Below are 13,738 nucleotides of genomic sequence, written 5' to 3'. Positions count from 1 at the left end.
CGCAGCCGTCCGTTATTTGTTGAGATGGGCTACTCTGTGCTTCTGTGCACTCTGCTGCTTCTTGCCGCCATAGAACTCCTGAACAATGTAGAGCGGACGTCCCTTAGACTCATCGTAAATCCGGCCGACATACTCGCCCAGCACGCCCAGCATGATCAGCACAAATCCGTTGAAGGTTAGCGTAATCCCGATCATCGACGCCCAGCCCTTAACGGACTCGTCCGTAAAGAGCGCCAGGTAGAGCACATACATAAGGTACAGAAAGCCGGATGCGGACAGCAGTGCTCCCAGATAGCCCGCCAGCTTCAGCGGTTTGTAGGAGAAGGAGGTGATACCGTCCAGTGACAGCTTAATCATGCGTTTCAGCGGATATTTGGTTTCGCCCGCCAGGCGTTCATCACGCTCATATTCAAGCGCCTTCTGGCGGAAGCCCACCCAGCTTACCAGTCCGCGGACGAAACGGTTTTTCTCCGGCAGACGTTTCAGCTCATCGCATACCTTGCGGTCAATCAGCCGGAAATCACCGGTATCAACCGGGATAGAGATATCTGTCGAATAACGGAGTATCCGGTAAAAGAGGGCTGCCGTCCATTTTTTGAACAGGGACTCCCCGTTTCGTTTGATACGCTTGGCGTAGACGACCTCGTAGCCTTTTTTCCACTCGGCAATCATATCCAGAATCAGTTCCGGGGGGTCCTGCAGATCCGCATCGATAATAACCACGGCATCTCCAAGCGCATAATCCATCCCTGCTGTAATAGCAATCTGATGGCCGAAATTACGGGACAGGTCAATCAGCTTCACACTTTCATCCCAGTAGCTGTACTCCTCGATCATCTGCGCACAGTTGTCCGTACTGCCGTCATTGACGAAGAGCAGCTCATAGGACTCCCCTGTTGCTCCCATTACTTTCTTGATCCGCCGGTACGTCTCCTGAATCACTTCCTCTTCATTGAACATCGGTATAATTATGGAATAGCGCACTTGGGTGCTCATGGGCAGCTCCTCCTCAAATGATGTAGTTACTTAGTCAAGCGTGACCTCGTATAATGTTCCGCCAGCGCCCCCTGATGTTCCCTGCCAGTCTGCGGACGGAATCTCCGTCCCGTTCTCAGTGATCCAGGATGTAATTTCCGAGCTGCCGCCTCCGCGCCCGCCGCCCATACCGCCGCTGCTGACCAGGAAGTATTTCACCTGGCCGCTCTCTACGAGCGCCTTCAAAGTATCTGTGGTATAGGGAACGTCTGATGCGTTGAATCCGTTAAGGATAACCACCGATTCGCCTTCGTCGATAATATAGGCACCTGCCGTTCCATAATCCATAGCTGCGAACAGGTATTTCTCACCGGTGTTGTTTTCTTTAAGATAGGCCAGCAGATTCTCATTAACTCCTGCAGCACTATTTCTGCCGCCCATGCCGCCAGCACCGCTGCTGTCCGGGCCCGCCGCCGGCGTCATGCTGTTATTGCCGTATACGATCGGCGTAAACGCCCAGTAGAGCGGACCGATCATCAGAACCAGAAGTCCCGTTACAGCAGCGGCATGCACCAAGGATTGCTTATTTGCGCTGGCTTTCAGCAGCCGCAGGATAAGCAGCACTACGGAAGCTGAAACACCCGCTGCCAGAACAACAATGGACCAGCCGCTGCCAATGGTATCATCATACGGATGGATGATATAAACCTCGAGCACCGTTGTTGCGAGTACCGCTGCCGGAAGCAGCCAGGACAGCCAGACCGCCCGTTCCTTGTAATAGCTCCAGAGCTGTGACCACCCTGCACCTGCCAGCGCCGCAACCGGCGGAGCCATCATGATCAGATAATACTGGTGGAAGAAGCCGGCGATGCTGAAGAAGCCCATGACCGGCACCAGCCAGGCGAGCCAGAACAAGGCCTCCTTATGCTTCCGGGTGAAGTTCTTCCGGCGCAGGCTGGCAAAAATTCCGATGCAGCCGAACAACACGAACGGCAGCAGCCAACTGGCTTGGCCGGATAACTCTGACTGGAACAGCCGCAGCGGACCGGCTGTACCGGTATTAAACATCCCGCCAGCGCCACCGCCGCCGTTCATTCCGCCCCGTCCGCCTTGGCCGCCGTCCCCGCCGCCCCAATCACCCGACTGACGTCCGCCTCCGCCCGTTCTGCCTCCTCTATCCTGCCCCTGCGTTCCGTCAGCCTGACCAGGAGCCGTTCCCCGGCCTCCGCCGTCTCCATTCAACGCCGGCATTTCACCGTCAAACTCCGGCATCTCCCCGTTCATTGCGGGCATTCCGCCGCCGCCAAAACCGCCGCCGCTTCCGGTGCCGCCCGTACTGCGGTCACCGGTTAAACGGGAAACCCCGTTATAGCCAAAAGCCAGATTAAGTACAGAGTTGGTGCCGCTGCTTCCGATATAAGGACGTTTGTCCGCCGGTATGGAATCAACAATTACCGCCCATGAGAGCGAAACCGCCAGCAGCACTGCGGTGCAGGCGGCCAGAATCCCGGTTTTCTTCTTCCAGTTGACCCTGGCCGCCAGAATATAGAAGAGATAGAATGCCGGAACAACCATATAGGCCTGCAGCATCTTCTCATTGAAGGCTACACCAATCAGCCCGAATGCAGCCAGTAAGCTGCCCATCCGACCGGTCCTGATGCCCCTGAACAGAAACCATGCCGCCAGCAGCAAAGTAAACACCAGCAGCGCATCAATATTGTTCGTGCGGCTCACTGCAGCTGCTACCGGTGTAGCCGCCATAGCCAGGGAAGCGAGCCTTGCAGCGGCTTTTCCAAAAGTAGGCTTCACCAGCAGATAGACGATCAAGACCGAACCTACACCGCCCAGTGCCTGCGGCAGAATGACACTCCAGCCATGCAGGCCAAAGATCAGCGCACTTAGGGTCTGCAGCCAGAACGTTACCGGCGGCTTATCGACAGTTACGGATCCGGCAGAGTCAAGTGAGGCGAAGAAGAAGTTATGGAAACTCTGCAGCATGCTCCCTACTGCCGTAGTGTAGTACGTATTGACATATTGATCATTCCAGATTCCATAGCCGTACAGAACTGCCGCCAGCAGCAGAATACCCAGCAAGACGGCGTCGGAACCCAGCCTTTTTAACCATTTCATAGATTCACCCGCTCCAATCCGTTCTTCTTGACATCCGGTAAGACGCCTTGTTGACCGGCCTTGTCTTTGTATAGGTGTATTATTGCATCCTTACCTTAACTCATAATGAATACTGGCTGAATGTTTGCTGAAACGGTACTGTATAAAAGGGAACGGCAAACACCCCCGCTTAGCCGTCCATGCTGCCTGAGCAGCACTCTAGAGAACGGATGCGGGGGTATACATAAAGCACACAGGGCAATATTCTTAAGCTAATCTTACCTACGGCTTGCGGGCTAGCGCCGTCACCTTACCGAGGGTATTCCAGTTGCGTGCGGTGAGATTCGTGCCCAGCAGCTTATCGAACTGCACTTTGAACAGCGGCGATTCGCTTACACTCACCTCATAGTAAGTGTACATTTCTTTGCCGATCACCCGTACCTGATCCGCTCCATCCTCATAGGGACGAACCTTCTCCAGCGCTTCAGCCGAAGGCTCGTCAGCCAGAAATGATACATACAGGCGTTTGAATTCCTCCGGCTCTGTCAGCGGGAACGGATTACCGGCAATGACCGCTTCCAGCTCCTCCACGGAACGGATGATCACAGGGACCTCGAAGCCGAAGGTCTCCCGGATACGCTGGCTGATCACTTCGGCAAGCCCTTCGCCGGAAGCCGCTTCACTCTCAAATACCACGTTGCCGCTCTGGATATACGTCCGTACATTCGCATACTGAAGCTCCCCGAACATCGCCTTAAGCTCCTGCATTCTGATCAACTTGTTGCCGCCGACATTAATTCCGCGCAGCAGTGCGATGTATGTATTCATAAGCTCACCTGCTTTCTCTATGAAATGGTTATCGGGCGGAAGGCAATGATCTCAAGCGCTTGCGGATTTCGCGGACCAGCTGCTCCTTCTCTGATACCGGAAGCCACTCCACCAGCCGTGCAGCCGCTACCGGCAGTATCCAGGCTTCAATGTCCGCCCGGGACACCCCTGATAGTCTCATATATTCACGGGTGTATTGGCTCGTCATCCGCTTTCTGGCGAAGCCTAAGAATACTTTGGTGAACAAAGAAGCATGTTTGGGCATGGCTCCTATACTGAACATGACTATGGACCGTGCAGCATCTGCTGCAGGATCTCCTGAAACGGCAGTCATCCAGTCGATAACCCACAGCTGCCCGTCCATCAGCACATTGTCCGGATGGAAATCACCATGACATAGCTTATTCCCGCCTGGAAGCAGCTCCAGCTGAGATAGAATAGGTGCCTTCTCTTCCATATTAAGCATGGGGGCAGCAATAACATTCTGCTTCAGCCGTTTTTTCTGTTCTCCGGCTTCACCCGGGCCTGCAAGCTGATGGAGGCTGTATTGCAGAGCCGCCATCTGCTTGGCGTAGCTGGCAATTAGCCACGGCTTCGCACCCATCAGCTTCAGCAGCGGGGAGCCATGAATCTGCTGAAACACAATGCCCTTTCTGCCCTCTTCCGCGGCAAGCTCAACCGGCCGCGGGGTACGCACTCCCTGTTCATAGGCATAGGTACTGATGTGGTATTCCCAGTCCACATGATGCTCCGGCACCTCATTCAGATAGAGCTTAAGAATCGTTCCTTCGCCATACTCCATAACTTCCGCAGTCCGGCCTTTACCGATTACTTTCCCCAACATACTGCGCTTCCTTTCCTCTAATCCAGAATGATACGGGTATAATGCTCAACTACAGGGAATGGGCTGTAATAATGATGCAGCAGCGCTTTCCACTTCTGATACTGGGCGGATTCTCTGAACCCCACCGTATGATCCTCCAGGCTGCGCCATCTGACAATCAGCAGATATTTATGGTCGTCCTCCATACAGTGCTGCAGCTCATGCCCCAAATAACCGTCAATCGAGGCAATCAGCGGGGATGCCTCCCTGAAGCTCTGCTCAAACTGCCGGGTCAATCCCGGCTTTACCTGCAGCATTGCCGCTTCTGTAATCATGCTCTCATCTCCCTCTTAAAGTGAATCGCGGAAAAACTCATGATAGAAATTAATAATGACCAGCAGCACGGCCAGTGACTCGTTGACACTGCCTACCTCCAAAGAATGGTTGGCATCATCAATCCTGTACACCCGCACCTGCTTCAGGCCGCTGAGCTCGGCAGAATGCTGCTCCGTGAACAGCGGATCACTCCCGCCGTAAATAATGCTTCCCCGGCTCTGCTTAATGTACGGGATACTTTCAGCAACAGGGGTGAGGAACAGATGGGAAACCTTCTCTCCTATTCCTGTCTCTGAAGCTACCTTGCCGGCGATCACTGTCCCCATGCTTTTGCTGATGAACAGCAGCTGCTCATACTCCGGAAGCGAAGCAAGCGCCACCTTGCATTCCTCTGCGACAATATCAATTTCTTCACGTTTGAAGGGCGCCCGTGCACTTTGGTATCCATATTCCAGCAGCAGCAGATCACAGCCGTATTCCCGGGCCAGCTTGCCCGCATACTCCAGCAACGGACGCTCGGCGGAATAATTCTGCCCCGGAAACACCACGGCCAGCGACTTGGAGCCTTGTGCCACATACTTATGTCTGACTTCCCTGCCCCAATGTGAGGACATTACGATGCTGGATACACTCATCTATTCTCACGCCTTTCGTTATCCTCTTCTACAACATGATTCTCTGCCTATCATTATAGCCAACTTCCGCGCAGGTTGAAAATAAATAGCCCCGCAACGCGGGGCTGTGGAGGGATGGCATAGCTCATATGGATTTGCTGCTCTTTCTGCGGGAGAGAATCTCTGCTGCAATCCACAGCATAATTGGAATAACCACCTGGAACGGGAGGGCATACACTTTGTAGATGTGATAAGCAAAATACTGCATTTCCATAATATCCTTATAGATGAAATCGGATAGATACACCATGATGAGCCCCATCTGGAGTACAACCGACCGGTAGCTCTTCAGCTTGAATAATTTGCTGACTCCATTACAGGTTACATACAGGCAGAGGCTGACTTTTATGAATAGCGCCGTGACAAATACGATGGCCGCCGAACCTTCAATGCGGGTCAGGAAATCACCAATGTTAATCCTGCTGACTGCCACATAAGACGGAAAATACAGGCTTGAAAGGATATCAGGCCCCAGCACCAGCAAATTGCGCAGCGTAACAAAGATAATGATGATCCCGGCAATCAGCGAACCGCTTACCAGCACCCGTGTGGCAGAGCCTTTGGCCGGAAGCACATTGAAGGCGCCCAGGAAGATCACAATTTCGGCAAAGGGAAACGTGAAGGAGCCTGCTGTATCTGCAAATACAGGACCCCATCCACTATCCAGCAGCGGCTTCATATGATGGTATTCGAACTTGGGAACAGAGAGCAGTTGTATGAGGACAATGACAATGAACGAGAATAGCAGCAGAAATTTGGCGCTTCTGCCGAGCACCTCCATCCCCGCATTCACAACCCAGATGCAGAGCAGTCCGATCATAAGCATCGGGGCAATCATTGGCGTGGAGGTTAAGGCCACCGTCTTGCTGAACTCCCCGAAATTACGCAGCACCAGCGCTCCCAGGTGAAGAGCATACCATATATACAGGCAGGAAAGCACCCGCCCGAAGACTGCTCCGAAGACAGCGATCAGCATATCGTACAGATCCTTGCCCGGAAAAAGCACATGGAGTCTCGCATAGATCAGCATGAGCGGTACAGCCAGCGATATCGCAAAAATGATAGCAATCCAGCTGCTGTTGCCGGACTGCCCTGATGTGCCCATGAACAGTGAACTGCCGCTGATAAATAACACAGCTATGCTGATGGACTGACCCGCCGGTATAATCTCTTTGCTCATGGAATTCCCACCTTCAGGAGTGTGCTCTAGTATAGCCTCTTAATTAAGTCTACAATCAGCGGGGACGGGCTGGGAATCTCCCAGTGCATCGACAGCGCGAAAGCCAGGGAGAAGGAGATCAGGTACAGCGTAGAACAGACAAAGAAATCCCGCTTCATGCCCCGCTTCAGCAGTCCGTAGGGATCAAAGATAGCTACAAACACATAGATCATCACAATGTAAATGACCATGACTAATCCCCCAGCCTAATCGCACGCGTTGTTTTGGCACTGCTCTGAATTTCGACTTTGGAGCTGACCGTCACATCCAGATCAGCGAATGCTTCGGGCCAGTGATCCTTGACCTTAGCCCAAATCTTGGGCTGATTCTCATGAACATTCTCGCCAAAGGCAAAAATATCGGCATCGTACTCCTGCTGGACTTTATGGATTAAGGCAAGAATATCTGCCTCCATACGCTCACTAGCCCTTTTCTCAATATCCTGAATGGTTTCTCCTTTCATGAAGCCCTCAACTGTCATGACTTCATCCAGTCCGGTTTGGGTCAGAGTTTCGATCTGCATCTGCAGCCTGCCTTCGGCCATCCGGGGCTTCAGTTTCGTTTGATTCGAAATAATCTCCAAGGAGTAGGACGGCGTTCCATGTTTATCCTCAATATCCAGCACACCGCCTGTTACTAAGTTTTTGACAAATAACATACTCTTCGTCTCATCTCCGTCCAGCTTACCCACCATTCTGTCCCTTACAAATACAGCAGTACCTTCCACACGTTCATTCTTCTGGTTATTTTTCACATGGATATTAACCATCGGCGCTACCGAATTATTCCCAAGGGTCTCCAGCTTGTCGATGAAATCCCAGATTTCCACAGTGGGTGCACTGCTGATATACTTCTCATCCCGCATCATCTGGGCTAATTCAAACGACATAATCGCTTGCGTCGTACTGTTCAGATTAAGAACCTCGCGGGCCGTCTTCTCTCCGGAGACGAAAATAAATACATCTGATCTTGTCTCCGTATCTCTGCTGTACCAGTCAATCGCTTTGATGAGCCCTTCTCTGGCAACCTCTTCGCTGACAATAATGGCTTTGGCATGGCTCCAGAACAGCTTTTTGCCGGTTATGGAGATGATATTGCGGACGATCTCAAACATCGTATCCCCGCTTAGACTAATCATCTTGAACCCTGCCTGCGTTTTATCCAGACCTCCGTTGGTATCAACCAGCTCCACAGTGAGGAGCAGCTTGCCGTCCGCCTTGTTCTTGTCGATCGCTACTCCTGCTACGATGGACATATCATCCACCTCGGTATAATTCCAGCACCCGGAAATGCTGAACAGCAGCAGCACAGAGACTAGCACGGACAGGACTCTGCGCAAGGTGCTCATGGCCGCTTCACCCGCTTATTAGAGGGCTTCCGCTTCATATTCCGCGCTCCGATCACTGCAGGCCGCAGATACATATCCCACCAGGGCGCACGGATTGCCGTGTCCTTAATATCCTGCGGCCTGATCGAGCCTACTCCGAGCATATAGGAGACTCCGAAGGAGCGCAGGCTCATCAGATGGATCACCAGACCCAGCAGCCCGAAGAAATATCCGTATATCCCCAGAAAAAAAGCGATAAACAGCAGGGCAAGCCTGACTATAATCAAAGGGCCTGTCAGCCTTGGATTCAGCAGTGTCGTTATTCCCGTCAGTCCTACCATGATAACCATTGGTGCACTGACAATCCGCGCATCTACTGCAGCCTGACCCAGCACCAGCGCCCCTACGATACTGACAGCCTGCCCTATTGAGGTCGGAATCCGCGCCCCCGCTTCACGCAGCACCTCGAAGATGGTCAGCATGAGCAGCGCCTCAACGATCGTAGGAAAGGGGACGGATTGCCTTGCGGTCGCAATGCTTAACAGCAGCAGCGTAGGAACCATTTCCTGCGCGTAGGTTACAAGTGCAACGTACCCGGCTGGAATACTAATTGACATGAAAGCTCCCAGCACTCTGAGCAGACGGTTGAAGGAAGCAAAATAATAATTGATATAGTAATCTTCACTGGCCTGGAAGTTCTCCACGAAAACATACGGCAGCGTCAAGGCAAACGGAGTACCTTCAATGAGCACAGCGATTCTGCCCTCCATGATTTTGCTCACCAGAGCATCCGGCCGTTCGGTATTGCCGATCGTCTCGAATGGGGAATAGGGCTCATCGCGGATAAGCTCAGCCAAATACCCCGTATCCAGGATGGAATCAATCTCCACCCGCTCCAGCCGGCTGTAGAGCTCTTTAAGAATATCGGGTGAAGCCAGGCTCTCCATGTAGCAGATGCAGGTCTGTGTCTTCGTACGCGTCCCGATGTCAGTGAACACAAATTTCAGATCGGAGTTCTGTACCCTGCGCCGGATAAGAGTGAGATTGACGAGCAGGGATTCGGTGAACCCCTCTCTGGGGCCCCGGACGGCTTTTTCCGTGGTAGGCTCTTCTATGGCCCTGGTCTCCCAGCCTTGGGCATTGATATTTAGGGCTCCTGCGTAGCCATCGAGCAGGAATACTGTTTTGCCGCTGACTACAGCACCAACCAGCTCCTCCAGTTTCGTGGACACCATAATGTCACTGATATTGATAACTTCCATGCGGATTTTTTCCATCAGCTCTGCAGGATTGCCGCTCTCTTCATCTGTGAATTCATAGGCCATGAACGGCTTGGTAATCCCATTCTGTATAAGATCACGGTCAATCATTCCATCCACGTAGATCAAGCCGCAGCGGATGGGCATGCTATGATTATTCTCAATCACACGAATTCTCAGGGTCCCATCGTTACTGAAAATCTTCCGGAACAGAGCCAGCGTATCATCCAGCGAAGGACTTAACGGCTGGGAAGATGATATTTTGCCGTCAGCTTCACTGTTTATTGCAGCATCCTCGCTCTTCACAGCAGTCACTCCTGTCACATTTCTATTGCTCTGATTATCCCCCGTCTCTCTAACTCCTATTCGCCATAATTATGCTGTAGAGGAAGAACTCAGGCTTAGGCAGCGCACAGCAAATAGCCCCTGTCTGTATAGACAGGGACTTGGCCGGGCGGGACCGGGAGAAGGACTATCAGGCTATCGCGGTTGCTCCTATCCCGGCAGATGCTCTATACGGCGCTTTATGTTATGGTTGTTCTAAGTACATACAGCGGATGATTCTGTTATAGACAAAGGAGCCTGTACATGACGCCATTCACCAAAAGAGTGATCACCATTATTCAGTCCATTCCGGAAGGAGCTGTCATGACCTATGGCGGAATTGCCCGCGCGGCCGGAAGTCCCAGGGGAGCCAGGCAGGTGGTGCGTATTCTGCACTCTATGAGCAGGAAGTACAAGCTGCCATGGCATAGGGTCATCAATTCCAAAGGAATGATCTCGCTCACCGAAGACGAATCCGGCTCACTGCAGCAGCTGTACCTGCTGGGTGAAGGGATTATTTTTGATGAGCGGGGTGTGATTGATCTTGAACGTTACCAGTATCACCCAGGACCCGGGTTGGAGCTGGAATTAGAGCTGGAGCCGGAGCAGGATTTCAACCCTGACCCTGAAGATCATCTTCTGCCGCCCTTCGAATAAGCTTTGCCGCTCCCGCTGGCAAGTCCGTTCAGCAGACAATAGAGCGTGGCATAAATCACCAGCAGCACAAAGGCTACGAATAAGCTGAAGAATACGGACTGCCGGTTCAGGCTGTCCTTAACCAGCTGGTACAGCTGGTGGCGGTCTGTCAGCACATCCCAGCTGTTCAGGCGGTAGACTCTGCCCAGCAGAACGCCATAACCGCCCATTACGCAGGCAAAGAGCACGAAGATCCAGGACAGCACCCCATTGGTTTTGCGGTAGATCACATGCTGGAACTGGTACAGGGAGAAGAATCCGGTCAGCCAGCCGCTCCAGGTGAACAAGAGCAGGGTGGTCAGATCGTACCAGTACCGGTTCTGGATTGTCCCGCCTACGATGTATTTGCTTTTGCGGATGGTTAAATGCACGAGGTCAGTCATAATATAAGGCGCATTCGGGAAAAAGAGCAGCCAGGCTATGCCAAGCGGCAGAATCAGCAGCCCCCCGATCTTCCGCTTATCCAGCTCATGCGCGGCCATGGAGAAGAAGAACGGCACCCAGGCCAGAAACAGATTCCAGAGCAGAAAGGCATAGAACGTATCAGTCTGCAGCGAAACTACGCGATATACGGCAAGTGTTGCCGCCGTCATTCCAGCCAGAAGTATAAATACCTTCGAATAATTCAGTTCCTTCATGAGGGAATAATCTCCTTACCTTGATATAGTCCAGTTATGTACACTCCGGCAAAATCCGGTTCGTTCTCTCTAATTGTACAAATATGGAACCGCTTAGTCCAATATTGTATGCGGCAACTATAAAAACAGCCCGGACGCGTGAATGTCCGGGCTGGAGCTGTTGCTATTGTTGCTATTAATGTTAAGTCCGGATCAGCAGGACCGGATTCCGGTCTCTATACCCCGCCGCTCAGCTTCCTGGCGACAGCCGGGGTGCGCCCTTTGAAGACTGCGCTGCGCGATGAGGCCTCATCAAGCCCTGAGAATGCGCTGCATTCTCTGAAAGCAGCATGCTTGCAGCCCAGGCACCGGCTGTAATCAATGCTTCCCAGCGCTTCATTGATCGCTTCCCCTGTATGATCATAGAACTGGGCAGCCCCGATTCTGTCATACAGACCTGTCTTCTTCAGCAGATCCAGCGGCTGGCTCTGGATACCGGAGATCATCAGTCTTCCGCCATCCGCGTGCAGCTGCTTCACCAGGCCAGCCAGATTGGCTTCACCGGTGGTGTCCATTAGTGGCACCTTCCCCATGCGCAGCAGAATGACCTTCGGCTGATCCGGCCCCAGTCCCGGCATGGTACTGTCGAAGCGGTAGGCGGCCCCGAAGAACAGCGGTCCTTCGACATTATAGATTCCGATCTGCGGACAATCGTGGCTGTCCGTCACCATATGTGCCTCAACCTTCACGGAGGAAGGGTCAGGCAGCACTTTGGAGACCATGTGTACTTCTCCCATCCGCTTCACGAAGAGTATCACCGCGAGCACCAGCCCCACCTCTACCGCCAGCGTCAGATCCGCAAAAACAGTCAGCAGGAAAGTAATGAACAGCACCAGTGAATCCCCCGTCTTCAGCTTAAGCAGGTGAAGGAATTCCTTGCGTTCACTCATGTTCCAGGCCACGACCATCAGGATCGGGGCCATCGCGGCCAGCGGAATGCTGGAAGCATAGGGAGCGAATAACAGCAGAATCAGAAACACAACAACGCCGTGAATGATACCGGAGAGCGGCGAAGCCGCACCGCTGCGGATATTGGTTGCCGTTCTGGCGATCGCCCCGGTCGCTGGTATTCCGCCGAACAACGGCGCAGCAATGTTGGCGATCCCCTGGCCGACCAGCTCGCGGTTGCTGTCATGGCGGCTGCCTGACATGCCATCGGCGACTACTGCGGACAGCAGCGACTCAATGGCGCCCAGCATCGCAATGATGAAGGCCGGGCGGATAAGCAGCCTGATCTTCTCCCAGGTAATGACCGGAAAGTGAAAGCTCGGCAGTGTATTCGGGATATCCCCGTAAGCTGAACCGATGGTAGTCACCTTGCCGGTGAAGAATAGAGCAGCAATGACCGTAGCGCAGAGCAGCCCGATTAGAGACCCGGGCACCTTCGGCGCAAAGCGCATGCCCAGCACTACGACAGCCAGACAAATCACCGCAGTCAGAATACTGTACAGATTGATTGTTGAGATATGGGCGCCGATCTCTTTCATATTGTCCAGGAAGCTCTCATGCCGCTCCATATCCCTTAGTCCGAGAAAGTTGGCGATCTGCCCGCTGAAGATAATAACGGCAATTCCTGCCGTGAACCCGATTGTCACCGGCTTCGGGATGAACTTGATCAGCACCCCGAGCCGCAGAACGCCCATCACCACGAGAATGACCCCGGCCATCATTCCGGCAATCAGCAGATTCTCGTACCCGTACTGCATGGCAATCGCGAATAAAATAGGAATAAACGCACCCGTAGGCCCGCCAATCTGAAACTTTGTACCGCCGAATAAGGAAATGAGAATACCGGCTACTATGGTCGTATAAATTCCGTACTCCGGTTTGACACCGGAGGCAATAGCAAATGCCATCCCCAAGGGGATGGCAATCACGCCGACGATCGTCCCTGAAATGATATCCTTACGCAGAGAAGCAATATTGTAGCCTTTAAAACGGCCCCACCCTGTCATCATTTAACCTTCTTTTCTTTGAATATCTGATTATTTGAATATAAGACTCACATTACTCCTGCCTGCCGTTCTTGTCAACGGGGTAATCCGCCCCCCGGGAAGCCGGGGTCATTCGCTGCGGATGCCTTCGAGCAGGGAGATGGTGTTCACAAGGTGATTGTCGAATATTTGTTTGGCTACAGCCAGAAGGTCTTTGATCAGAGGATCACGGAGGGCATAAATTACGGTGGTTCCTTCTTTGACACTGGCCACTACGTTCTTGGCACGGAGTACGGCCAGCTGCTGGGATACGGCAGAGCCTTCCGAGCCGAGGATCGCCTGCAGCTCATTCACATTCTTCTCGCCTTCGCTGAGCAGCTCCAGAATGCGGATCCGCATCGGATGAGCCAGCGCCTTGAAGAATTCCGTCTTAAATTGTTGAATATCGCTGTTCATGGGACTTCTGCTCCTCTTGCTATACTTTCTAATGTATATTATCTTAGCTCATTTAGCCGAAGGTGGCTACGCCGGAGCAGGAAATAGTTAGTCCGGCATAC

General features: G+C 52.8%; 14 protein-coding genes. 1 reads left to right on the top strand and 13 read right to left on the bottom strand.

Annotated features, from left to right (window positions below; all coding sequences use genetic code 11):
• Positions 1-12: 12 nt before the first annotated feature.
• The 10 genes from NSQ73_RS33235 to NSQ73_RS33190 all read right to left on the bottom strand — a co-directional run bounded on the left by NSQ73_RS33235 (position 13) and on the right by NSQ73_RS33190 (position 9,856).
• Entirely contained in the window at positions 13-996 is a 984-nt protein-coding gene (locus NSQ73_RS33235) for a glycosyltransferase family 2 protein (protein ID WP_340990437.1), read from the bottom strand.
• 30 nt (positions 997-1,026) lie between these two features.
• Entirely contained in the window at positions 1,027-3,105 is a 2,079-nt protein-coding gene (locus NSQ73_RS33230; protein ID WP_340990435.1) for a glycosyltransferase family 39 protein, read from the bottom strand.
• Between the two features lie 261 nt (positions 3,106-3,366).
• Positions 3,367-3,912: a DUF1697 domain-containing protein gene (locus NSQ73_RS33225; protein WP_042133295.1), complete on the bottom strand. Its 546-nt coding sequence runs from the start codon at positions 3,910-3,912 to the stop codon at positions 3,367-3,369.
• A gap of 28 nt (positions 3,913-3,940) precedes the next feature.
• A complete protein-coding gene (locus NSQ73_RS33220; protein ID WP_042133294.1) occupies positions 3,941-4,756 on the bottom strand; it encodes a phosphotransferase family protein in 816 nt (271 codons plus the stop codon).
• 17 nt (positions 4,757-4,773) lie between these two features.
• The gene (locus NSQ73_RS33215; RefSeq protein WP_039306615.1) at positions 4,774-5,070 is read right to left on the bottom strand and encodes an antibiotic biosynthesis monooxygenase family protein; all 297 of its coding nucleotides are present in this window, start codon (positions 5,068-5,070) and stop codon (positions 4,774-4,776) included.
• A 15-nt stretch (positions 5,071-5,085) separates the two neighbouring features.
• The gene (locus NSQ73_RS33210) at positions 5,086-5,706 is read right to left on the bottom strand and encodes a hypothetical protein (RefSeq protein ID WP_076246237.1); all 621 of its coding nucleotides are present in this window, start codon (positions 5,704-5,706) and stop codon (positions 5,086-5,088) included.
• 124 nt (positions 5,707-5,830) lie between these two features.
• A complete protein-coding gene (locus tag NSQ73_RS33205; RefSeq protein WP_340990433.1) occupies positions 5,831-6,925 on the bottom strand; it encodes a GerAB/ArcD/ProY family transporter in 1,095 nt (364 codons plus the stop codon).
• A 26-nt stretch (positions 6,926-6,951) separates the two neighbouring features.
• Positions 6,952-7,155 carry a hypothetical protein gene (locus tag NSQ73_RS33200; protein WP_076246233.1) on the bottom strand — a complete coding sequence of 68 codons (204 nt, stop codon included), beginning with the start codon at positions 7,153-7,155 and terminating at the stop codon, positions 6,952-6,954.
• A gap of 2 nt (positions 7,156-7,157) precedes the next feature.
• Entirely contained in the window at positions 7,158-8,312 is a 1,155-nt protein-coding gene (locus NSQ73_RS33195; protein WP_340990431.1) for a Ger(x)C family spore germination protein, read from the bottom strand.
• Positions 8,309-9,856 (bottom strand): spore germination protein, encoded by a 1,548-nt coding sequence (locus tag NSQ73_RS33190; RefSeq protein ID WP_340990430.1) that lies wholly within the window; start codon positions 9,854-9,856, stop codon positions 8,309-8,311. Before NSQ73_RS33190 ends, NSQ73_RS33195 begins: the two co-directional genes overlap by 4 nt.
• A 282-nt stretch (positions 9,857-10,138) precedes the next feature.
• On the opposite strand from NSQ73_RS33190, the gene NSQ73_RS33185 reads away from it, so the two are divergent.
• Positions 10,139-10,531, top strand: coding sequence for an MGMT family protein (locus NSQ73_RS33185; RefSeq protein ID WP_340990429.1), 393 nt, complete (start codon positions 10,139-10,141; stop codon positions 10,529-10,531).
• Here the strand turns inward: NSQ73_RS33185 and NSQ73_RS33180 are convergent.
• The 3 genes from NSQ73_RS33180 to NSQ73_RS33170 all read right to left on the bottom strand — a co-directional run bounded on the left by NSQ73_RS33180 (position 10,507) and on the right by NSQ73_RS33170 (position 13,637).
• The gene (locus NSQ73_RS33180) at positions 10,507-11,208 is read right to left on the bottom strand and encodes a DUF1361 domain-containing protein (RefSeq protein ID WP_042133288.1); all 702 of its coding nucleotides are present in this window, start codon (positions 11,206-11,208) and stop codon (positions 10,507-10,509) included. The genes NSQ73_RS33185 and NSQ73_RS33180 overlap by 25 nt on opposite strands.
• A gap of 215 nt (positions 11,209-11,423) precedes the next feature.
• On the bottom strand, positions 11,424-13,202 hold the full coding sequence (locus tag NSQ73_RS33175; protein ID WP_340990727.1) for a SulP family inorganic anion transporter: 1,779 nt from the start codon (positions 13,200-13,202) through the stop codon (positions 11,424-11,426).
• A 108-nt stretch (positions 13,203-13,310) separates the two neighbouring features.
• Positions 13,311-13,637 carry an ArsR/SmtB family transcription factor gene (locus NSQ73_RS33170; protein ID WP_039306638.1) on the bottom strand — a complete coding sequence of 109 codons (327 nt, stop codon included), beginning with the start codon at positions 13,635-13,637 and terminating at the stop codon, positions 13,311-13,313.
• Positions 13,638-13,738: the final 101 nt, after the last annotated feature.

The sequence above is a fragment of the Paenibacillus sp. FSL R10-2736 genome, assembly GCF_038000245.1.
In the GTDB taxonomy this organism is placed as follows: Bacteria; Bacillota; Bacilli; order Paenibacillales; family Paenibacillaceae; genus Paenibacillus_AQ; species Paenibacillus_AQ phytohabitans.
The sequence above is the reverse complement of the archived record's forward strand: the minus strand, read 5'-3'. Positions and strand labels throughout refer to the sequence as shown.